The 22571-nt window shown below is 60.1% G+C and carries 21 protein-coding genes; 5 read left to right on the top strand and 16 right to left on the bottom strand.

Annotation, left to right across the window (positions count from 1 at the left end; all coding sequences use genetic code 11):
* Positions 1-8: 8 nt before the first annotated feature.
* Positions 9-1142, top strand: a complete 1134-nt coding sequence (locus tag DTW90_RS26920; RefSeq protein WP_149342332.1) for an amidohydrolase/deacetylase family metallohydrolase — start codon at positions 9-11, stop codon at positions 1140-1142.
* Positions 1143-1205: 63 nt separating this feature from the next.
* Here DTW90_RS26920 and DTW90_RS26915 read toward each other — a convergent pair whose 3' ends face one another.
* From DTW90_RS26915 to DTW90_RS26840, 16 genes are all read right to left on the bottom strand, one after another.
* Complete coding sequence (locus tag DTW90_RS26915) at positions 1206-2933, bottom strand: ABC transporter substrate-binding protein (RefSeq protein ID WP_149342330.1); 1728 nt, start codon at positions 2931-2933, stop codon at positions 1206-1208.
* A gap of 77 nt (positions 2934-3010) precedes the next feature.
* Positions 3011-3298, bottom strand: coding sequence for a DUF2160 domain-containing protein (locus DTW90_RS26910; RefSeq protein WP_132524424.1), 288 nt, complete (start codon positions 3296-3298; stop codon positions 3011-3013).
* Positions 3299-3300: 2 nt separating this feature from the next.
* The gene (locus DTW90_RS26905) at positions 3301-4218 is read right to left on the bottom strand and encodes a carbohydrate ABC transporter permease (protein WP_149342328.1); all 918 of its coding nucleotides are present in this window, start codon (positions 4216-4218) and stop codon (positions 3301-3303) included.
* Positions 4219-4222: 4 nt separating this feature from the next.
* Entirely contained in the window at positions 4223-5089 is an 867-nt protein-coding gene (locus DTW90_RS26900; protein WP_132524426.1) for a sugar ABC transporter permease, read from the bottom strand.
* A 4-nt stretch (positions 5090-5093) separates the two neighbouring features.
* Complete coding sequence (locus tag DTW90_RS26895) at positions 5094-6164, bottom strand: ABC transporter ATP-binding protein (protein WP_149342326.1); 1071 nt, start codon at positions 6162-6164, stop codon at positions 5094-5096.
* A gap of 10 nt (positions 6165-6174) precedes the next feature.
* Positions 6175-7254 carry an ABC transporter ATP-binding protein gene (locus DTW90_RS26890; RefSeq protein WP_149342324.1) on the bottom strand — a complete coding sequence of 360 codons (1080 nt, stop codon included), beginning with the start codon at positions 7252-7254 and terminating at the stop codon, positions 6175-6177.
* A gap of 603 nt (positions 7255-7857) precedes the next feature.
* Positions 7858-8457 (bottom strand): nucleotide exchange factor GrpE, encoded by a 600-nt coding sequence (locus tag DTW90_RS26885; protein ID WP_149342322.1) that lies wholly within the window; start codon positions 8455-8457, stop codon positions 7858-7860.
* Between the two features lie 313 nt (positions 8458-8770).
* The gene (locus tag DTW90_RS26880) at positions 8771-9973 is read right to left on the bottom strand and encodes an MFS transporter (RefSeq protein ID WP_149342320.1); all 1203 of its coding nucleotides are present in this window, start codon (positions 9971-9973) and stop codon (positions 8771-8773) included.
* Positions 9974-10148: 175 nt separating this feature from the next.
* Positions 10149-10919 carry an SDR family oxidoreductase gene (locus DTW90_RS26875; RefSeq protein WP_149342319.1) on the bottom strand — a complete coding sequence of 257 codons (771 nt, stop codon included), beginning with the start codon at positions 10917-10919 and terminating at the stop codon, positions 10149-10151.
* A 256-nt stretch (positions 10920-11175) separates the two neighbouring features.
* Positions 11176-11628, bottom strand: a complete 453-nt coding sequence (locus DTW90_RS26870; RefSeq protein ID WP_132524432.1) for an RpiB/LacA/LacB family sugar-phosphate isomerase — start codon at positions 11626-11628, stop codon at positions 11176-11178.
* Positions 11629-11670: 42 nt separating this feature from the next.
* Positions 11671-12438 (bottom strand): triose-phosphate isomerase, encoded by a 768-nt coding sequence (locus DTW90_RS26865; RefSeq protein WP_149342317.1) that lies wholly within the window; start codon positions 12436-12438, stop codon positions 11671-11673.
* Positions 12428-13210: a DeoR/GlpR family DNA-binding transcription regulator gene (locus DTW90_RS26860; RefSeq protein ID WP_132524434.1), complete on the bottom strand. Its 783-nt coding sequence runs from the start codon at positions 13208-13210 to the stop codon at positions 12428-12430. The genes DTW90_RS26865 and DTW90_RS26860 overlap by 11 nt, the downstream gene beginning before the upstream one ends.
* Positions 13211-13338: 128 nt before the next feature.
* The gene (locus tag DTW90_RS26855) at positions 13339-14271 is read right to left on the bottom strand and encodes a TIM barrel protein (protein ID WP_149342315.1); all 933 of its coding nucleotides are present in this window, start codon (positions 14269-14271) and stop codon (positions 13339-13341) included.
* Positions 14272-14281: 10 nt separating this feature from the next.
* A complete protein-coding gene (locus DTW90_RS26850; protein WP_149342313.1) occupies positions 14282-15793 on the bottom strand; it encodes a glycerol-3-phosphate dehydrogenase in 1512 nt (503 codons plus the stop codon).
* 36 nt (positions 15794-15829) lie between these two features.
* On the bottom strand, positions 15830-17419 hold the full coding sequence (locus DTW90_RS26845; protein WP_149342311.1) for an FGGY-family carbohydrate kinase: 1590 nt from the start codon (positions 17417-17419) through the stop codon (positions 15830-15832).
* A gap of 51 nt (positions 17420-17470) precedes the next feature.
* Positions 17471-18436 carry a sugar-binding transcriptional regulator gene (locus tag DTW90_RS26840; protein WP_149342309.1) on the bottom strand — a complete coding sequence of 322 codons (966 nt, stop codon included), beginning with the start codon at positions 18434-18436 and terminating at the stop codon, positions 17471-17473.
* Between the two features lie 552 nt (positions 18437-18988).
* Between DTW90_RS26840 and DTW90_RS26835 the strand changes: the two genes are divergently transcribed.
* Genes DTW90_RS26835 through DTW90_RS26820 form a run of 4 tightly spaced genes read left to right on the top strand, consistent with a single transcriptional unit; the run spans position 18989 to position 22549 of the window.
* Positions 18989-19195: a hypothetical protein gene (locus DTW90_RS26835; RefSeq protein ID WP_149342307.1), complete on the top strand. Its 207-nt coding sequence runs from the start codon at positions 18989-18991 to the stop codon at positions 19193-19195.
* The gene (locus DTW90_RS26830; protein WP_149342306.1) at positions 19192-19845 is read left to right on the top strand and encodes a DUF2291 domain-containing protein; all 654 of its coding nucleotides are present in this window, start codon (positions 19192-19194) and stop codon (positions 19843-19845) included. The genes DTW90_RS26835 and DTW90_RS26830 overlap by 4 nt, the downstream gene beginning before the upstream one ends.
* The gene (locus tag DTW90_RS26825; protein ID WP_149342304.1) at positions 19842-21386 is read left to right on the top strand and encodes a sugar ABC transporter ATP-binding protein; all 1545 of its coding nucleotides are present in this window, start codon (positions 19842-19844) and stop codon (positions 21384-21386) included. Before DTW90_RS26830 ends, DTW90_RS26825 begins: the two co-directional genes overlap by 4 nt.
* A gap of 23 nt (positions 21387-21409) precedes the next feature.
* Positions 21410-22549, top strand: coding sequence for an ABC transporter permease (locus tag DTW90_RS26820; protein WP_165927880.1), 1140 nt, complete (start codon positions 21410-21412; stop codon positions 22547-22549).
* Positions 22550-22571 lie beyond the last annotated feature (22 nt).

Below are 22571 nucleotides of genomic sequence, written 5' to 3'. Positions count from 1 at the left end.
AGTTGCTTGTGACCTATGATCTTGTTCTCAGGAATGGCCGAGTTATCGACCCCTCGCAGAATATCGATGGGGTTGCCGACGTGGCCTTTGCTGACGGCAAGGTGGCCGCGATCGGCGAAGATCTGGCCGGCAAGGAAGTCCGAGATGTATCCGGCCGTATTGTCACGCCGGGGCTGATCGATCTTCATACGCATGTCTATTGGGGCGGAACCTCTCTGGGTGTCGATGCCGACGCGTTCGCGCGGGCGAGCGCCGTTTCCACCTGCGTCGATACCGGCAGCGCCGGGCCGGGTAATTTTCCAGGCTTCCGGAAACACGTGATCGCGCAAAGCCAGGTCCGCATCCTGGTCTACCTGCACATCTCCTTCGCGGGAATTTTTGGCTTTTCGCGAAACGTCGCCGTCGGCGAGAGCCAGGATCTTCGGCTGCTGGCCGCGCAGGATGCCGTCGAGACCGCCAACGCCAACCGTGACGTCATCGTCGGCATAAAGGTGCGTGTCGGTCGCCATACAAGCGGAGCGAACGGTATCGCACCACTCGATATCGCGCTTCAGGTGGCTGATGAGACCGGGTTGCCGCTGATGGTGCATATCGACGAACCGCCGCCAACCTATGAAGCCGTGGTTTCAAAGCTGCGGCGCGGCGATGTGCTGACGCATTGCTTCCGTCCCTTTCCGAATTCACCCGTCACCGGACAGGGCAAGGTCAAGGACGAGGTGCTGGCCGCCCGCGAAAGAGGGGTTCTTTTCGACATAGGTCACGGCATGGGCTCGTTTTCCTGGAAGACGGCACGGGCCATGCTGGCAGCCGGCTTTATGCCGGACACGATTTCGTCAGATATCCACTCGCTCAGTATCAATGGGCCAGCCTATGACCAGGTCACGACCCTCTCGAAATTCCTGGCATTGGGCAGACCCCTCTCCGAAGTCATCGCCGCTTCGACCGTGAACGCGGCAAAGGCCTTGCAGCGGCCGGATCTGGGCAGCCTCAAGCCCGGGAGCGCCGGCGACGCCAGCATATTGGATCTGCGGAGGGGAAAAATCGAACTCGAGGATGTCGTCGGCGAAAGGGTCTTAGCCGAGGAACGGATATTTGCTGCCGGCCTGGTGCTTGGCGGGCGTTGGTGCGACACGAATGCCTAGTGTGAGTTCAGCCGGACGATGTCGTTGCAGGGTGGATTGTGAGCCCGCCCTGCAATGCATTGCTTAGTTGGAGGACTGCCAGCTCTTGACAAGCTCGTCGTAGTTCACCGTGATCGGCTTTTCTTTTTCGTTCTCGATCTTCAGCTGCGGCGCCAGATTGCCTTTCTTGACAGCATCGGCGTTCCAGTAGGCAAGATCGTGCTCATCGGCCAGCTTCGGTCCGATGTCACCCTGGACCCCTGCCCGTTCCAGACGTTGCAGCACCTTTTCCTGTTCGGAGCACAGCGAGTCCATCGCACCCTGCGCATCCTTCGCTCCGGAGGCCGCGTCGCCGACGGCCTGCCACCAAAGCTGTGCCAGCTTCGGATAATCAGGCACGTTCGTTCCCGTCGGCGACCACTGCACGCGGGCCGGCGAGCGATAGAACTCGATGAGACCGCCGAGTTTCGGCGCCCGCTCGGTGAAGCTCTTGTCGCGGATGGTGGATTCGCGGATGAAGGTGAGGCCGACATGGCTCTTCTTCACATCCACCGTCTTCGAGGTCACGAACTGCGCGTAGAGCCAGGCGGCCTTGGCGCGGTCGGTCGGCGTCGATTTCATCAGCGTCCAGGAGCCCACGTCCTGATAACCGAGTTTCATGCCTTCTTTCCAGTAGACGCCATGCGGCGACGGAGCCATGCGCCACTTCGGCGTGCCATCGTCGTTCATGACCGGCAGTCCGGGCTTGACCATGTCGGCCGTAAAGGCCGTGTACCAGAAGATCTGCTGAGCGATATTGCCCTGTGCAGGAACCGGGCCTGATTCCGAGAAGGTCATGCCCTGCGATTCCTGCGGAGCATAGCCCTTGATCCAGTCGAGATATTTCTGGATCGAGTAGACTGCAGCCGGACCGTTGGTGTCGCCGCCGCGCGCAACGCAGGAGCCGACCGGACGAGAATTCTCGTCGACCTTGATGCCCCACTCGTCGACCGGAAGGCCGTTCGGCAGACCCTTGTCGCCGTTGCCGGCCATCGACAGCCAGGCGTCGGTGAAGCGCCATCCGAGCGACGGATCCTTCTTGCCATAGTCCATATGGCCGAAGACCTTCTTGCCGTTCACATCGCGGCCGGTGAAGAATTGCGCGATATCCTCATAGGCAGACCAGTTGACGGGAACGCCGAGGTCGTAGCCATACTTCGCCTTGAAGTCGGCCTTGTTCTTCTCGTCGTTGAACCAATCGTAGCGGAACCAATAGAGGTTGGCGAACTGTTGGTCGGGCAGTTGGTAGAGCTTCTTGTCCGGCGCCGTCGTGAACGATGTGCCGATGAAGTCCTTGATGTCCAGCCCGGGATTGGTGACGTCCTTGCCTTCGCCCTCCATCCAGTCGCTGAGGTTTCGGACCTGCTTGTAGCGCCAATGCGTGCCGATCAGGTCGGAATCGTTGACCCAGCCGTCATAGAGGTTTTGCCCCGTCTGCATCTGTGTCTGGATCTTCTCGACGACGTCTCCCTCCTGAATGACGTCGTGGGTCACCTTGATGCCGGTGATTGCCGTAAATGCAGGCGCCAGGACCTCGGATTCGTATTTATGCGTGGTCAATGTTTCGGAAACGACCTTGATTTCCATCCCCTGGAAAGGCTTGGCCGCATCGACGAACCATTGCATTTCCTTTTCCTGGTCCGCCCTGGAAAGGGTCGACAGATCGCCGATTTCCTTGTCGAGGAATGTCTTTGCCTCGTTCATTCCCGCATGCGCTATCCCCGATAGCGCAAGCAGCCCAATTGCCGTCGTCATCAATAATTGCTTTCGCATAATTTCCTCCCAGGGTTTGCGATTGCAGTTTCATGCTCCAGGCGACCAGTACCCCCGGCCATCTGTATTGATTTGCCTCACACGTAACGGAACACGCCGATGGCGTAGATGACCGAGATGGCGAGAGCCCACCACAGGTTGGGCCCCACCAAACCCAGCCATGCGAGATGAATGAAAGCGGCGCCGAGCAGCGACACGAACAGCCGGTCGCCGCGCGTCGTCTTGAAGCGCAGCAGGCCGATGCGCGGATTTCCGCCCGGCGATACATATTCCCAGACCCCCATGCTGAGGATCAGAAGCGCAATCACGACAAAGAAGATCGCGGTCGGCCAGGTCCAGGCCATCCAGGTGAAGTCGAGGTTCATTCTCACACCCTCCCCAGCGCGAAGCCCTTGGCGATGTAGTTGCGGACAAAGTAGATGACGAGCGCACCCGGGATGAGCGTCAGCACCCCGGCCGCGGCGAGAAGCCCCCAATCCATGCCCGAGGCCGACACAGTGCGCGTCATCGTCGCTGCAATCGGCTTGGCGTCTGTCGTGGTCAGCGTTCTGGCGAGCAAGAGTTCCACCCACGAGAACATGAAGCAGAAGAAGGCTGCGACGCCGATGCCGCTTGCGATCATCGGCCCGAAGATCTTCAGAAAGAAGCGCGGGAACGAATAACCGTCGATATAGGCCGTCTCATCGATCTCCTTGGGGACACCGGACATGAAGCCTTCGAGGATCCAGACAGCGAGCGGGACATTGAAGAGGCAATGGGCGAGCGCCACGGCAATATGGGTGTCGATCAGGCCGAAGGCCGAGTAGAGCTGGAAGAAGGGCAGCGCGAAGACGGCAGGCGGCGCCATCCGGTTCGTCAGAAGCCAGAAGAACAGATGCTTGTCACCGAGGAACCGGTAGCGTGAAAAGGCGTATGCCGCCGGCAGGGCCGCACAAAGGGAAATCACCATGTTCATAACGACATAGATGATCGAATTGATGTAGCCGGAATACCAGGCCTTTTCCGTGAAGATGATGATGTAGTTCCGCAATGTCGGCGCATGCGGGTAGAGCGTCAGCGAGTTTACGATCTCCTCGTTGGTCTTGAAGCTCATATTGATGAGCCAGTAGATCGGTAAAAGCAGGATGATGATGTAGATCGTCGGCACCAGCCAACCGAACCGCGAACCCTCCCGCCTCATGCGGCGGACCTCGTTGCGCGGCAGATCCTGGGCGAGATGCGCCGTGCCCGTTTTGCCGTTTGTGGTGTGGCGCTCCACATTGGTCGTCCCTTGGCTTACGGACATGGTTTCAGCCCTCCGCGTCGTAGGTCGTCATGACGGTGTAGAACACCCACGACAGAAGCAGGATGATGAGGAAGTAGACGAGGGACATGGCAGCAGCAGGCCCAAGGTCGAATTGGCCGAGCGCCGTCTTGACGAGATCGATCGATAGGAACGTGGTCGAATTGCCAGGCCCGCCGCCGGTCACGACAAAAGGCTCGGTGTAGATCATGAAACTGTCCATGAAGCGCAGCAGAACGGCGATCAGCAGGACGCGCTTCATCTTCGGCAGCTGGATGTAGCGGAAGACCGACCATCCGGAAGCGCCGTCGATTTTGGCCGCCTCGTAGTAGGCGTCGGGGATCGATACCAGGCCTGCGTAGCACAAGAGCACGACCAGGCTTGTCCAATGCCAGACATCCATCAGGATGACCGTGACCCAGGCGTCGAACGGGTTCTGAACATAATTGAAGTCTATCCCGAGGGCATTAACGTAGTAGCCGAGCAGCCCGATATCGTTTCTGCCGAACACCTGCCAGATCGTGCCGACCACGTTCCACGGTATGAGCAGCGGAAGCGCCATGAGCACCAGGCAAACTGGCACGCCAAACCCCTTCTTGGGCATGTTGAGCGCGATGAAGATCCCGAGCGGCACCTCGATGGCGAGGATGATCGCCGAGAAGATCAGGTTGCGACCCATGGAGGCCCAGAAGCGCGATGAGGCAAGCAACTGGGTGAACCAGTCCGTACCGGCCCAGAAGAACTGGTTGTTGCCGAACGTATCCTGCATCGAATAGTTCACCACGGTCATCAGCGGCACAACCGCCGAAAAGGCGACGAGCAGCAGCATCGGCAGGACGAAAAACCAGGCCTTGTTGTTCCATGTCTTATCCATGGGTCTAAGCCTCCCTGCCGACGCGCCAGGAATCGGCGTAGATACCTATCGCCGACGGATCGAAGGTGACCTTGGCATCGGCCGGAATATCGGCGTCTTCGGACGCGACTACAGTTAGCGGCATGCCTGCGAACTGAGCGCGCACGATTTTTAGCCGCCCTATGTCTTCAACCTTGTTGATCTTGACCGACATTCCCTGGCGGCCGATCCGGATGAATTCCGGCCTTATGCCCAATTCCGTCTTTTTGGCGCCGCCGACCTTCGGCGCGTAATCCAGCGACAGCGTTTCATTTCCGACGCGGACGGCGTGGCCATCGACGCTGGCAGGCATGCAATTCATGCCTGGAGAGCCGATGAAATAGCCCACGAACGTGTGGCGTGGCCGCTCGAACAATTCGGCCGGCGTGCCGATCTGCACGATCTGCCCGTCATACATGACAACCACCTTTTCGGCGAACGTCAGGGCTTCCGTCTGGTCGTGGGTCACGTAGACCATCGTGAAACCAAACTGCTTATGCAATCTCTTGAGCTGCGAGCGCAGGACCCACTTCATATGGGGATCAATGACGGTCAGCGGCTCATCGAAAAGGATCGCGTTGACATCCGAACGAACAAGGCCGCGTCCAAGCGAAATCTTCTGTTTTTGGTCGGCCGTCAGGCCCCGGGCGCGCCGCTTTGCCCATCCGGAAAGATCGATCATCTCGAGGATTTCCCGCACGCGCCGATCGACTTCCGGCTCCGCGATCCCACGGTTGCGCAGCGGAAATGCAAGATTGTCGTACACGGTCATCGTGTCGTAGATGACGGGAAACTGAAACACCTGTGCGATGTTGCGCTGCTGCGTCGAGAGATCGGTAACGTCCTTGCCATCGAACAGGATGCGTCCATGCGACGGCTGGACGAGGCCGGAAATGATATTGAGCAGCGTCGTCTTTCCGCAGCCCGAGGGTCCGAGCAGGGCATAGGCTCCACCGTCGGCCCATTCGTGGTCGACCTCCCTCAGCGCATAATCCTTGTCGGATTTCGGGAAGGGACTGTAGGCGTGCCTGATGTGATCGAGCGTGATCCTTGCCATGATCTCCCCCTCACGCGGCCTGTGGCGCGGCGACGAGCGCGCGACCGGTCGCATCAAACGCCATCAGATGACGCGTATCGACGTAGACGTCGATTTCCGTGTCCGGATCGATGTCGTGAATGCCATGAGCAAGCATGATCCAGCGCACGCCTCCATTATCCAAATGCACGAAGCTCTCCGATCCGGTGATTTCCGACACAAGCGAGCGGATACGAAGCTTCGCGGCGGTTTCGGTTTGCGGAGTAAGCCCGAGATGATGGGGATGAAATGCGATCGTCAGAGGCCCGTCCCCTATCCTTGCCAGATGCGAAGGGACGGAGAAGACGGCAGAGCCATCGCGATTGAAGGCGCTGCCAGTCTTGACGACCTGCAGGAGATTAAGCGGTGGGTCCGCAAAGGTTTCCGCGGTCACCAGATCGCCCGGATCGCGGTAGATACCGATAGTCGGCCCAAACTGGGTTATCCGACCTTCGCTGAGTGTCGCGGTATTCCCGCCAAGCAGCAGGGCCTCGGAGGGTTCGGTCGTCGCATAGACGAAGATCGCGCCCGAGGCGGCAAAGATTTTCGGCAGCTCCTCCCGCAGCTCCTCCCGGAGCTTGTAATCGAGGTTCGCCAGGGGTTCGTCGAGGAGAACAAGCTTTGCATTCTTCACGAGCGCACGGGCAAGCGCGGTGCGCTGCTGCTGGCCGCCGGAAAGATTGAGGGGCGTTCGATCGAGATAGGGCGTCAGCTTCAGAAGTTCGGCAGCCTTGCGGACCTCGCGATCGATCGTCGCGCTATCCTTGCCCGATATGCGCATGGGAGAGGCAATATTCTCATATACGGTCAGGGTCGGATAGTTGATGAACTGTTGGTAGACCATCGCGATCGCCCGTTTCTGCACGGGGACGCCGGTAACATCCACACCATCGAAATACACCGATCCGGAAGTCGGCTTGTCGAGACCGGCCATCAGGCGCATCAGCGACGTCTTGCCGGACAATGTCGGTCCCAGCATCACGTTTAGCGTCCCGCGCTCCAGGACGAGATTGGTCGGGTGAATATGGCATTCACCGCCCACCGTCTTGGCGACATCTTTCAGTTCAAGCATTCCGGTCTGCGCCTCCTCAATCCACAAGACCACAAGCCATCTGCTGCGGGCGCGTCAGCCCGCCTGCACGGCGATGCACTCCTTCAATTCGCTTGCCTTGGTTTTTCCGGTGCTGGGGATCCTCCCAGATCCCCAGCACAACCTATTCTCCACCTTTTCCAGCGTCATCATGCCTATGCAAAGATGGAACGAGCAGCCACGCGCGCATGCGGCCGCGATACACAGTGGCTACTATTGCCGAACCGCGCTTAGCCATACGGCAGCCTTAGTGGCAGCTACCGCCGTCCCAATCTTTGAATGCTGCAGACCCCCAAACTCGCTCATCCCCTTGAGCTCCCTCTTGCTTGTACAAAACAAATACAAACGAAAGTAAACACAGTTAGAACGAAATTCACTCGAATGTCAAACGAATGTCGCTTGCTGATTGAAACCCGCTCTACGCCCGATAGCGATGCGAGTTCGATACTAGCATTAAATGGGCGACTGATGAGCGCACCTTTAGTATCACTTGCCTGCATTTACGGTGCAACAAACGTGCCAAAAGGCGGAACGCCAGCATGACAGCGGTCCATCGTGCCTTGCGGAAAGCGCCGAAATCGGCAGTCAGAAGGTCGTGGTAACGGATGCCGCTGTCTCGGTCGTCTCCGTCGCCAAATAATCCGGAGGCGAATCGCGCAGCCTGTTCACCGCCACCACCGCCGGTCGCAGAAGGTGGCCCTGGTGCAGATAGCCGGGCTGGATCACCCTTGTCACGGTCCCCTGAGGGTGACGTGAATCGGCAGTTTCGAAGCGCGCCTTGTGCAGATGGGGATTGAACCGTTCGCCGAGCGGTTCGATGCGTTTTATGCCGTGCCGGCAAAAAGTGTCCAGTAGCGCTCGCCGCGTTGCGTCGACGCCTGCCATGAGATTGGCGACAACGGGATCGTAGAGTTTGTCTTCCGGCACGCTCCTGATCGTCCGTTCCAGATTGTCGATTGACGATAGCAAGTCGCGTGCAAAGATCGCGGCGGCGTGTCGCACCGCCTCGTCGCGGTCACGCCGGGCCTGCGCATGAGCGTGTTTTTGATCGGCCAGCACTTCCACCAGTCGGTCCTTCACCGCGGCCAATTCTACTGCGAGATCCTCGGCGGAGGAATTTGACAACTCCGAACCGCTCGTCTCCGGCTCGGGGCCTGTATCGTGGGAGGCCTTGTTTTCTGTCATCTATCGAACTCCTGGCTGCACATCATGTTCAGCCAATTGCCGCAACCTTGTTGGCGGCGTCGCCAACTTGCTGGCGGTCCGGCTCGGAGCGTGGCCTTTGCCTCGACTACGTCGGCTTGGTACCGGCGGCGGCCGATTTGAGTTCGGAGAGCGCAGTCTCAGTCGCCGTCAGGTCGACGGCACCGAGTTTTCACTGTGTCTGCCTCTTGCAGGCTTCGGCAAGCGCACCTCGCTTCTTGCCTTTCTCGCCATAAGCTTCGGCTTCCTTTACCCTTCTGTCAATATCGGCTTTGGCAAGGCAGCCGCTATATCATCAGGCCTGTTGAAGCCGCGCCTGTGGCAGCGGCGGGAAGGCAAGCGCGATTGCTGCTGCTCCGAGCCCAACCATGGCCGAGCCGATAAAGAGCCAGGAATAATTGGCGAAAGTGTCGAAGATCCAGCCGCCGATCAACGGGCCGATGGCCATTCCGATACTTGACAGCATAGTGGCGGCGCCAAACACCGTGCCGATGACACGACCGCCGAAATATTCGCGGGCGAGGACCGCGTAGAGCGGCATGACGCCGCCATAGGCGCTGCCGAAAACCACGGCCAAGGCATAGAATTCGCCAAGCCTGCTGACCGTCAGATAGGTCGCCAGCGCAAGCGCCTGCACAAGGAGGCCTGCAACCAGAACCGGCTTCACCCCGAATTTGTCTGCAAGCGTGCCGTAGAGGAGCCGTCCGCCCAGACCCGCCAGGCCTTCGACGCTGTAGATGCTGACGGCAGCCATGGGGGCGACGCCGCAGATCGTAGCGTAGCTGACCATATGGAAGATCGGCCCCGAATGGGCGGCACAGCAGGCAAAGAAGGTCAATCCCAGAACGATGAACTGCGGCGAGGTGAAGACCTGCGAAAGCGGCATCTTGTCGCCCGCTGCGGCCGGCTCCGCCATCGAGATTTCTTTTGCAAGAACGGGCGGGTTTCGCACGAGGAGGGCGGCCGGCAAGAGAAGAGCCCAGGCCACGATGCCGATCGAGAACATCGCGGTCTGCCAGCCGTAATTCAGGATCAGCCATCGCGCGAAAGGTGAAATCGTCATCGGCGCAACGCCCATGCCGGCGGAGACCAATGAGACCGCAAGACTGCGGTTCTCGTCGAACCACGCGGTCGTTGCGGCAATCATCGGCGCGAAGAAAGCGCTGGCGGAGAGACCGACCAATATCCCGTAAATCAGCTGGAATTCGAGCAAGGACTGAGCGCTGCTTGCCAGAACGAGGGCAAGACCGAGGAGCGCCGCTCCGATCAGCACGACCGGGCGAGCACCGAAGCGATCGCTTGCCGCGCCCCAAGCGAAACCTCCAACGCCCATGACGAGAAAATTCAGCGTCATCGCGCTCGATATGCCCGCGCGCGACCAATGGGTGGCCGCGGCCATCGGTTCCAGGAAGATTGCCAGGGAAAACATCGCACCGATAGCGACGCAGCTCATCAGTGCGCCAGCTGCAACGATAACCCAACGATAGCCAGAACTCATGCCTGCTCATCCTCCCCATCCGAGACTGCTTTCGGAATACGCTGCGTCCGAGCGCCGCGTAGCTCCGATTTAAAGACGATCAGGCCGCAGCGATTTCGACATTCCCCGAGATTATTTGTTGGCAGTCTTTAGGCGAACGGTTTGAACGACGATCCCAGAAATTCCCTCGAGACAATCAGATAATCGTGTAGCCGCCATCGACCAGAAGATCGGCGCCGTTGATCATGTCGGCACCGTTCGATGCCAGAAAGACGGCGGCTGCCGCGATCTCTTCCGGAAAGGCAAAACGGCCGGAGGGAATGCGTTGCTTCAAGGCTTCTCCGCGTGGCCCGTCCCATGCCTTCTTGCCCAGTTCGGTCAGAACGACAGTCGGCGAAATGGTGTTGACGTTGATGCCGTGCTTTCCCCACTCGGGGGCCAAGGTTTTCGACAGGCCGATAACTCCGAATTTGGAGGCGCAGTAGGCGACATGCTGATCGATCGCGACAGTACCTGCCTGAGAAGCAAGGTTGATGATCTTGCCTCCCCTCCCCGCCCCGATCATCACGCGTCCGACTGCCTGTGAAACGAGGAACGTGCCCTTGAGGTTTATGTCGATCGTCCTGTCCCAGAAATCGATCGGCAGGTCCTCGGCCGGCGCAAGCATGACAACGCCGGCACTGTTCACGACGATATCGATATGGCCGAAAGCCGCCTCCGCAGCCGCGACCATATCGCCGACCGATTGCGGGTCGGAGACATCGCAAACGAATGACCTTGCGCGGCCGCCAAGCTCGTCCGCCTTGGATTTCGCCGCGCCTTCATTCACGTCGATCACGCCGATGACCGCACCTTTCACGGCAAAGGCAGACGCGATGGCGCTGCCGATACCCGAGCCTCCGCCGGTAACGAGAGCGATCTTGCCGCTCAGCGAAAAATTGAGATCGACCTGCTTTGTCCCGTCCATGGCGCTCCTCCCGCAATGTTTGAACGAAGGGATGGCTCGCCGCTCCCATTCCGGCGCACCGTTCCTCGTAACCGCGGGTGAGTGTCGACCGCTGACCCCACGCATGCAAGACCCTATTTCCAAGTCGCGCTACAGCACGCCGTACAACATAAGTTTCGCCAGGGCGCACAACGCAAACGGCTCCTCCACGGACCATCAAGGCGCGTGGAAGAGCCGCTTTAATCACTTCGGTTCATCGGCCGGAATGCTGCACGACTCAGTCGTGGTATTTCGCATCCAGCTCGTTGATAGCCGCAACGTTCGAGGCGCTGCGTCCCTGTTCGTCGAAAGTCTGCGCCAGGTAGGCGTCGGCAATCGACTTTGCCACTTCGGTTCCGATCACGCGTGCACCCATCGTGATGATCTGCGCATTGTTGGACAATGCGGCGCGTTCAGCCGAATAGGTGTCGTGGCAGAGTGCTGCGCGGATACCCGGGACCTTGTTGGCCGAGATGCAGACGCCGATGCCGGTGCCGCAGACCAGGATTGCCCGATCATATTCACCACGCAGAAGCGCAGATGCCACACGGTCCGAGAGACCAGCGTAGAACTCATCGGAACCTTCAGGGTTCTTGGAAAGCTCGGTGACCTCGTGCTTGTCCTTGAGATACTCGGCGAGTACGTGCGAAAGACCGGTTCCGGCGCTATCGCCTGCGATTGCAAGTTTCATGACATTTCTCCTTGTTTGCAGCGAAACGCTGCGATGGGTTGATCAGATTGCCGCGCCGACCCGTGCCAGAATGTCCAGGTATCCTGAGACGTTCCAGGCCGAGCGCCCGATGAAGAGCCCGTCTACATGCGGGCACGCCGCCAGTTCGGCGCAATTGCCGGGATTGACCGAGCCGCCATAGAGGCAGGGTATCCGGCGGCCCAAAATGCTTTCGGCCACCGCAATGATTTTGGATTGGCGCTCGTCGGCATAGTCCGCCCGTGCGGGAATGCCGCGTTCGCCAATCGCCCAGACCGGCTCATAGGCGAGCAGGATCGGCGCTGCCCGCTGTTCCGGCGACAGCGCCTGAAGCGCACCCTTCACTTCGGTCGCAAGCACCTCGTCTGCATGTCCGCTTTCGCGATCGGCCAGCGTCTCACCAATACAGATCAGCGGTATCAGGCCATGCCGCACCGCCGCTTCGACCTTCAGGCCGACCGTCTCATCGGTCTCGCCGAAATGCTCTCGACGCTCCGAATGGCCGAGCTCGACGATATCCATGCCGCAATCGACCAGCATCAGAGGCGAGACTTCGCCTGTCCACGCGCCGCGATCCTCCCAATGCATGTTCTGCGCCCCGACCTTGACCGAGGTGCCGACGAGCATCGCCTTGACCTCGCGGATCGCGGTGAACGGCGGGATCACGAAACGCTGAAAGCGTGGGTCTGCATCGCCCTCGGCAGCAATCAGGCCATCGGCAAAGGCGCGCGCCTCTGCAAGGGTCTTGTTCATCTTCCAGCTCGTACCGATCCAGAAGGGCTTATTGCTCATGAGTTCTCTCCTCTCCCACTGAAATCAAGCGGATGCCCGCATCCACCAAGGGTGCCGAAATGCTCCGCTCCAGCGCAGCGCCTGTAATGATCGCTTCGAATTCGGTCAGATTGGCCAGGTGGTGCAGCGCGGTGCGCCCGAACTTCTGGTGATCGACCAGGAGATAAGAGCGCGCGCCACACGAAATCATCAGACGCTTTGTGCGCACCACTTCGTGGTCCATGTGAAAACAGGCCATGCCGCTGACGGCCGGAGCCGAGATGAAGGATACATCCGCCCGTAACCGCATGAGGCTTTCTTCCGTCACCAGACCGAAGAAACCGTTGAACTTTCGGGAGTAGTTGCCACCGAGGGCGAGCAGGTTGATGCCATTGGCATTCCAGAGCGCGCCGATCGCAGCCATGTTGTTGGTGATCACGGTCAGCGGCCGCTTTTCCGGCAGAAGCTCGGCAAGGAGTCCCGCAGTCGTACCGTCATTGATCAAGACGGTCATGCCCGGTTCGATCAGATCGGCCGCCGCACGCGCAATGCACCGTTTCTCTTCGGCGTCTCGCCGCTCGCGGTAACGATAATCGCTCTCGAACTGCAGGCTCGTCTCGATCGACGCCCCGCCGCGCACCTTTCGCAACATGCCGGCACTCTCGAGATCATCGAGATCGCGATGGATGGTCATCTTGGACACGTTGAATCGCTGCGCCAGCTCTTCGAGCGTGACCGAGCCTGCCTCCATGAGCAGTTCGACAATCTGCTGACGCCGATCGTCCAGTTTCATCGCATGTTTCCTAACTCAACATATCACATGTTATATTGTGATTATGTCTCCAGTATGTAACATTTTTCGCTGCAAGATCAAGATCGCGACGACGTTTTGTGATTTTGGTCGTGATATTTCACACAGGCTCACAAATTGAGATCGGCGATCCCCGTGTCGATATGAGGAGCCCAGAACGCAACGGATTCGGCAATCTGATCGATGACCTGCCTGTCGTTCGGATCCCGCTCCTTGAAGGAGAGTTCGAGGCAGATCTCGTTGTCGCGAGCGCCGCCTTCGCGAAAGGCTGCAAGAAGCGGCTCCGGCTGAATCCGTCCCTTCGCGTTGAACTCGGCAGTGAACGGCCGATGGCCGCCCTTATCCATCAGCGACTGCTTGATATGGATGATCGGCGAATATGGCGGGACCGCCCTCGCCCAGGCATAAGGATCAAAGTCGTCCGGATTGGTGCTGGTGACATCACCATGATCGATATCCGCCATCATCCACATCGGCACGGCCATATTCGCCGCCGTCAATCGCTTCTGCAACGCCAGGCAGGAAGCAATCGTTTCGCCGAACTCGCGGCCGACCGACATCGGTTCCCAGAACACATAGCTCAGGCCCGCCGCCTTCGCATGCTCCGCCACCTCGGCCCAGCAGTCGATGGCAATCTGGACAAGCTCCTCGCGCCGTGCCGGATCGTCGTAGTCCCTGTAGGTGAAGATCGCGAACTGCGTGCCGACCGACGTCCCGCCGAGATCGGCAGTGATATCGGCAAATGTCTTGAACCAGTCGACATAGTAACGCCGGACATCGGCGTCGGGATGGCCGAAATGGTTGAGACGGCCATAGGGGCCTGTCATGCCGGAGGTTACGCGAACGCCGGTACGCTTCAGCGCCGCCTTCATGTCCCGCGTCAGCCGGCGAATAACCGGCGCTTGCCAGGACGGGTTGATGAACTCGTGCGTCAGCTGGAGATCGCGGATTTTCAGTTGGTGTGCAACGGTGTCGACCAGGTCTCCCGGCTCGGCGAAGCGGTTCACCAGAGGATTGGTGTTCAGGGAAAGCGTCAGGGCCATTCTTATATCCTCAGGCGGCGGCGAGCTGCGTGGAAGAGAACCACTGGCGGAACTGCTCGCGCTCGGCTTCGGTCAGATGCAGATAATGCTTGGTGCGGCGATAGAGGATATCGTCAGGCGTCTGCGCCCATTCGCGGGCGACGAGATAGCGGGCCTCCGCCTCGTAGAACTGCCCGCCGAAGTGCCGGCCAAGCCCTTCCAACCCGGTGGTGTTGCCGATAACAGCCTTCGTGCGGGTGCCATAGAGACGTCCGTAGTGATGCAACAGCTTGCGGTTCATCCAGGGATAGCTGTCGCGCAGGCTATTGGCGAAGGTCTCGTAATCGGCATCGGGCATGTCGCCACCTGGAAGCGGCGCATGCTCTGTCCAGTTGTCGCCCATGTTGGGGAAAATATGCTTCAGGCGCTGCATGCCGCGCTCGGCCAGTTCGCGGAACGTCGTTATCTTGCCACCGAAGACATTGAGCAGCGGCGCACCGCCGGTCTCGTCGAGATCGAAGACATAGTCACGGGTGACGGCCGACGGATTGCCCTTGCCGTCGTCAAAGAGCGGACGGACGCCGGAGAAGGTGGTGATGATGTCCTGCCGACGCAGCTTTTCCTTGAAATAGCGGTTTACCGCCGCAAGCAGGTAATCGATTTCCTTCTCGTCGGCAGCGACATCCTCCGCACGACCTTCATAGGCGATATCGGTCGTGCCGATCAGCGCCTTGTCGCCCTCGTAGGGGTTGATGAAGATCACCCGCTTGTCGTGGTTCTGTACGAGATAAGCGTTGGCGCCCTGCCAGAATTTCGGGACGATGATGTGCGAGCCCTTGACCAGGCGGACGTTGCGGCTGGAATTGGAGCCCGCGACACGGCCGATGACGTCGGATACCCAGGGACCGGCGCAGTTGACGAGACACTTGACGCGGTAAGTCGTGGTTTCTCCGGTAAAGCTGTTTTTCGTGGTAACCGTCCAGAGACCGTTCTCGCGGCGGGCTGTCACAACAGGGGTGCGGGTCAGCACGACCGCGCCCTTTTCGGCCGCGCCGACGGCGTTCAGCGCCACCAGGCGGGCATCGTCGACCCAGCAGTCCGAATATTCAAAACCCTTGGTGTACTGGTCGACGATCGGAATCCCCTCCGGATCGCGGCGAAGGTCGAGCGTGCGCGTGCCGGGCAGCCGCTTGCGGCCGCCGAGATGGTCGTAGAGGAAGAGGCCAAGCCGGACCAGCCAGGCCGGACGATCCTGCGGGCTGTGCGGCAGCACGAAGCGCATCGGCCAGATGATGTGCGGGGCAGCCTTCAACAGCACCTCGCGCTCGATCAGCGCCTCGCGCACGAGGCGGAATTCGTAATATTCGAGATAGCGCAGGCCGCCATGGACGAGCTTGCCTGAACGCGAGGACGTCCCTTCCGCCAGATCGTCCTTTTCGCAAAGGACGACGGACAGGCCGCGGCCGGCGGCGTCGCGGGCGATGCCCGCGCCATTGATGCCGCCGCCGATCACCAGCAGGTCCACGATTTTGGGCTCGGTCATGTCATGCTCCTTTGGATGCCTGTGGCATTGTCGGCGTCACCTGGGCTGCGGGGTTTCGGATTGCAGCGAGGATGCCGGATCGGCAAGCGTGTCCCAGACGGGCGCTGCCGCCTGGCGTACCTGGACGTACGCAGAATAAAGATGATCATAGCGTGCGGCCTCGGCCGGATCGGGCTCTTCGGCCGTCTTCAGCAGCGGCGTCACCCAATCGGCGATGCAGGCGTCCATGTCGGGATAAGCGCCGATCGCGACGGCCGCCATCATCGCAGCGCCGGCGGCTCCCGCCTCTTCGCGCTCGGAAATACGCACCGGCGCATTGATCGCCGCCGCAAGTGAAGAGCGCAGGGCGCGAGAACGTGCCGCCCCGCCGGTGAGGCGCAGCTCTTCCGGCATGTCGCCCATGGCCGCGTAGCAGTCACGCGTCGCCATGCCGAGACCTTCGACGACGGAGCGCATGAGGTCGGCAAAGCCGTGGCGGATCGAAAGCCCGGTGAAGCTTGCCCGCGCATAGGCATTGACGAAGGGGCCGCGTTCGCCGGCCTCCGATATATAGGGATGATAGAGGAGCCCCGTCGGGAGGCTCGTGTAAAACCATTGATCGACGCGCGAGACGAGCTCTTCCGGCCGAACGGCTCGGCCACCCTCGCTCATCAGTTCTGCGGCAAGCTTGAGAAGCCAGTCGATGTTGATCGTCGCGCCCATATTGGTCTGCACCTGGGTGACGATCCCGGGCATCGGCAGCGTGATGACATATCCCGTTCGCTCATCGTTGAGATGAACTTCGGAGACCGGCTTTGCGCGAAGGTGCACGCCGGTCGAACCGATCGTCGAGCAGGCGGCGTTCTTTCCGCCGGTGCGCACACCCGCTCCGAGCGCCGTCATCACCATGTCGACGTAGCCGAGGCAGATGGGTGTCCCGGCGCGCAATCCGCAAAGGGCCGCTGCTTCCGGCAGCAGCGGATGGACGATTTCGGTTCCCTCGACGATCTCGGGCAGCAGCGCACGGCGACGTATCAGACCCAGCGTATCGATGACGTCGTCGTCGTACCGCCGCGTCCGGAAATTGCCGAAGGTGAAGCTCGCCTCGGACGGATCCGTGGCCCGCACGCCGGTCAGGTTGAGATAGAGCCAGTCCTTGCAATGCAGCGCGACTTCGGCCCGGTCGAGCAGATCCGGCTGCGTGCGGTCCATATGAGCAAGCTGCGCGCCCTGCTGGCAGGTATTAAGGCCTGTGCCTGTCGCCTCGAAGCGGACGCGATCACCCACAGTGCTCGACAGACGGCTGACGGTTGTCGCCGCGCGGGCATCGAGCCAGAGCCACGCGTCGCCGACGGGGCGGTTGCCGGAGCCAACGAGCCATGTACCGTCGCCCTGCCCTGTCACTGCGACCGCCGCCACGCGGTTCGCAAGATTGTCCACCTTGGCTCCGAGATCGCGCAGCGTCTGCGCGCAATCGGCCCAGGTCTGGTCCAGAGACTGCAGGACAGCGCCGTCGGTCCGCGTGACATATCGGTTCGGTACGGATGCCGCAGCGATCTGCCGTCCTGCCAGATCGAAGGCCACCGCCTTGATGACAGAGGTTCCGGCGTCGATGCCAATCAGAATATCGCGTCCAGCCTCACGCATAAAAACACGTCTCCTCCGTTCCAAGCCTGCTGCTGATCACACGGCCATTCCTCACGCCGGATCGCCCGCGACCAGCGCTTGCGCAGTACGCTCATCGGTGATCAGACCACGAAGGCAGCCGCTTTTCAGGACCGCCCTGATCGCCTCCACCTTCTCCCGCCCGCCCGCGATGGCAACAATCCTGCGTCCTTTCAGGCCCGCAAGATCGGGAGACAGGGTGCGTGCCGCGAGCGACGTCTGGATCGGCTTGCCTGTTCGATCGAAGAAATGGCCAAGCATTTCCCCGACACCGCCCAGATCACGAACCTCTCGGATCTCCGAGACCTCGATCATCTGCGAAGCGACAAGCTGCGCTTCTGGTTCGGCAGTGCCGATACCGACGACCAGCAGATCGGCCCGCGCAGCAAGGCCGAAGACCTCCCGCACCCCGCGTTGCGCCAGAAGCACTTCTCGATCTTCGGTGCTGTTGGCAAAAAACGGCACCGGCAACACGAAGGCGGAGGCGCCGGTCTTTTCCGCCAGACGGTGCATGACGTCATAGGGGTTCGCCGAATAGTTCCGCGTCAGACCGCCCATCAATGATACGAACTGGACCTTGCCTGCATCCATGCGCGGCATGTCCGCGACTGCAGCAGCCAAGGTGCGGCCATGACCGATGCCGATCATGCCGCCCTGCAGGTTCTCTATCTCGCGCTGAAGGAAGCCCGCCCCTGCGATACCCATGGCACGAAGCGGCATGCCCTCTTCATGAAGGTCGGGCGTTACCTCGCAATATTCCAATCCGTAGCGGGCCGAGATCTTCATCTCCAGAAGGACGCACTCCGCGACATCGCCATCAATGGTGATCTTGACCGCGCCATTCTGGTTGGCTCTGGCGATCAAACGATGCGCCTTGAGATTGGTTACGCCCAGTCTGGAGGCGACTTCGGCCTGGGTGAGACCGGCAGCATAGTGAAGCCACGCCGCGCGGATGGCGAGGCTGTCTTCATTGCTGCGTTTTACGGCGGGCCGGGCCATGTCTCCTCCGAAGCATTTCGTCATTTCTGAAATTTTTTTTATCGCTTGCATTTTTTTGCATTATTTATAACATATGTCAACAAGATCACATCGGTGAGTGAAGGAGGAAACTCGTCGCCGGCCTTTTGAGAACGACGGCCCTGCTTGCTGCGGCAGTCGTTCCGGCATCGAGAACAGTTCTATCAAGACGTGAACTCGCTCGAAGCCTGCAGATCAATTCGGTGAGCAACAATGCGCGAAATTACCTTTTTATAAGGTTTTTCGGTCGCTTAGGTGAAGAAGCCATGGATAGGGTTTCGTTGCGAGAGTTGTTGATATCGGTGGCGGCTGAGCCGTAAGAAAGGCGAATATCGAAGCTGCCGCACGGTCTTTCACGCAACGCAAGTCCGGCGGGTGATTGACAAGCCATCATAGATATCACATAGCTGAGATGGTTAATAACACAGAGATATCACAACGGTGGCGCTTCAGGGGCGAGGAAGACCACCAGAAAACGCTGAAAAGCGATGGGATTTCATCCCGTTGCAAAAAGCGGTGAATCGGAGGAGGCACATGGTCATACAGAAAAAAGCACTCGCGGCCGCCAAGTTGCGACCAGCTTATATCGGGCTGGAAGGTTCGATGGGCTTTGCTGCCATCGCCTCTGCACGGCCAACCTTGGCTCTCACCGCATGGCCTCTCGCCATATTCGCAAACGCCGCCGCAGGAGCCGGCTCCTCGCGGCAGTCTCTACCCAATTTACAGGTTGTCGTACAATGAGCATCCAGGCTGGCACTTCCACGAACAGGCGCGTCAAACCCGGCGTCCGTATCACCATTGCCTCCGTCGCGGCCATCGTCCTGCTCGCTGCCATGGCGCTCGACACAAAGATCGTCAAAATCGGGTCGGAAGCGTCCGATTCAGGCGCCTTCTCCCCCGACACCTACGGCACATCAGAGTTCCCGAAGATACAGACGGCAATCGAGGGACGTGCTGTCAGTGCCGATACGCTTGCAACGGCAATTGCCGCCGACAAGGCTGCTGCCGCCAAGCAATACGGCATTCCTGGCGGCATCGGTCCTGAGATCTCCGTCAAGTTCACGGGCGTCGTCGGCGCTGGGAAATCGGGTGTCTACGCCGTGACCGTTCCCGGCGTCCCGGGCGATGTGATGATCCGCGTTCAGACAGGTCCCGCCATTAACGGAACAGACCTGCGCGATGCGACAGGCACCATTCACTTCGAGCAGTTCACCAACCAGATCGAATATCAGAATGCCGGATCGGCTCTCAACAACGAGATGAAGAAGCAGGTTCTGTCGAAGATCGACAACAGCAATCTGACCGGAAAGACCATTTCGGTCGTTGGTGCGTTTCAGCTGATCAACCCGAAAAGCTGGCTCGTCACTCCTGTAAAGCTGGATGTCCAATGAGCGTCGCGTCCAAAATCGCCCCGGGCGCGAACGACACCGTCCTTGCCGCCCGCAACGTCGCCAAATCCTATGGCAGCGTACACGCCTTGAAAGGCGTCAATTTCGACATTCGCCGCGGCAAGGTGACGACGCTCTTTGGTGAGAACGGCGCCGGCAAGTCGACGCTGATGAAAATCCTGTCCGGCGTTGTAACGCCGACCTCGGGCTCGATCGTCCTCGACGGCGAGGAAGTCACCTTCTCCTCCTCGACGGATGCGCGCGACCGCGGCATTTCCATCATCCACCAGGAACTGAGCCTCGCGCCGAACCTCAGCGTCCGCGACAACATCTTCATGGGCCGCGAGATTAAGAACGCATCGGGCGTCGACTTCGCCGAGGAAGCACGCCAGACCCGCCAGCTGATGGAAGATCTCAACGAGGATATCGATCCGATGACACCGGTCGAGGAACTGCGCCTCGGCCAGCAGCAGATCGTCGAGATCGCCCGCGCGCTGTCCGTCGATTCCCGCATCCTGATCATGGACGAACCAACTTCGGCGCTGAGCGCTACTGAAGTCGAAGTCCTTTTCAAGGTTATCCGCGACCTCACCAGCCGCGGCGTCTCTATTGTCTATATCTCCCACCATCTCGAAGAAGCCCTGCAGATCACGGATTATGCGGTGGTACTTCGAGATGGATCCATGACCGCCAAGGCCGAAGCCAAGGATATCGATCTCGAATGGATCGTCCGCAACATGGTCGGCGAAAACTTCGACCTCGGCTCCCCGCCGACAGGCTATGAGTTCGGCGACGTCGCTCTGTCGATCAAGGACCTGAGCGTCCCCGATCCGGGCGGCTCAGGCTTTTCGCTGGTCGATCATCTGTCGCTCGATATCCGCGCCGGCGAGATCGTCTGCATCTATGGCCTGATGGGCGCCGGGCGAACCGAACTTCTGGAATGCGTCGCCGGCCGCCTTCGCTCGACCGGCGGGCAGGTCTTGCTGGAAGGAAAAGACGTCTCCAGATTGACGATCGCACAGCGCATTGAACAGGGCCTCGCCCTGGTGCCGGAAGACCGCCAGCGCGACGGCCTGGTGCAGACCATGACCGTCGGATCGAACCTGTCGCTTGCCAGCATCCGTAGCTTCGTTAAGGGCATGCTCTTGTCGTCGCAGCGTGAGCGCGGCCTCATCGACCAGTCGATCCGCAACGTCCACATCAAAACCTCAGGCGGCGGGGCTGCCATTGGATCGCTCTCGGGCGGAAACCAGCAGAAGGTCGTCATCGGCAAGATGCTGGCAACAAACCCGAAGGTCGTCCTGCTGGACGAGCCAAGCCGCGGTATCGACATCGGAGCGAAGGCCGAAGTGTTCAAGCTGCTGGCGGAGCGAGCCACGCAGGGCATTGCGGTGCTCTATTCCACGTCCGAGGTCTCCGAATGCCTGAGCATCGCGCACCGCATCATCGTCATGCGGCGCGGCAGGATTTCGGCACAGTTCGGATCCGACGTCACAAAAGAGCAGATCATGGCCGCCTCGGGCGAAGCCGTGATCGAAGCCTAAACTAGAATAACGGAGCACTGATCATGGCCAATGCCGGTCCAACCATCAAACCAAGCCGCCAGGGCATGTTCAGCGATGGCTTCAATCTGGGCAAGCTGCTGCTCGAGGGACGCGCGTTTTTCGCGTTGATCGCGATCATCGTCGTCTTCTCGTTCCTGTCGCCCTATTACTTCTCGGTCAGCAACTTCCTGACCATGGCACAGCACGTCGCCATCTTCGGCATTCTCGCCGTGGGCATGCTGCTCGTCATCCTGAACGGCGGTATCGACCTCTCGGTCGGCTCGACGCTGGGCCTTGCCGGCATCGTCGCCGGCTTCATGATGCAAGGCGTCACCTTGCATTGGTTCGGCGTGATCCTTTATCCGCCGGTCTGGGTCGTCGCCATTCTCGCCTGCGTGCTCGGCGCGCTTGTTGGCCTGGTGAACGGCGTGCTGATCGCCCGTTTCAAGGTTCCGGCCTTCGTCGCGACCCTCGGCGTCATGTATGTGGTGCGCGGTTTTGCGCTGCTGATCACCAACGGCCTGACTTACAACAATCTCGGCGGCAAGCCTGAGCTTGGCAATACCGGCTTCGACTGGCTCGGCTTCAACCGCCTGTTCAGCGTTCCGATCGGCGTCGTCGTTCTGGTCGTCATTTCGATCCTGGTAAGCCTGATGCTCAACCGGTCGGCCTTTGGCCGCTGGCTCTATGCGTCCGGTGGCAACGAGCGTGCCGCCGAGCTTTCCGGCGTTCCGGTCAAGACGGTTCAGATTACGGTCTACATGCTCTCAGGCATCTGCGCGGCGATCGCCGGCCTGATCCTGTCTTCGCAGCTGACGTCGGCCGGCCCGACTGCCGGTACCTCCTATGAATTGACGGCCATTGCCGCTGTCGTCATCGGCGGCGCGGCCTTGACCGGCGGCCGGGGCAATATTCGCGGAACCCTGCTCGGTGCCTTCGTCATCGGGTTCCTGTCCGACGGTCTCGTGATCATCGGTATCTCGTCTTATTGGCAGACAGTTTTCACCGGCGCGGTCATCGTGCTCGCGGTGTTGCTCAATGCCGTCCAGTATCGCCGTCGCGCCAAGGCACCCGCTACGCCCAGCAACGGCCAACCGACTTCTCCGCAACAGGGGGGTAAAGCGCGTCAGGCTGATGCCGCTCGTGAGAAGGCAGCCGGATAACCGGCCTTATAGTCAACCAAGG

Origin of the sequence: Neorhizobium sp. P12A (genome assembly GCF_008365395.1) — a bacterium.
GTDB lineage: Bacteria > Pseudomonadota > Alphaproteobacteria > Rhizobiales > Rhizobiaceae > Rhizobium.
This window is presented reverse-complemented; position numbering and strand designations above follow the sequence as displayed.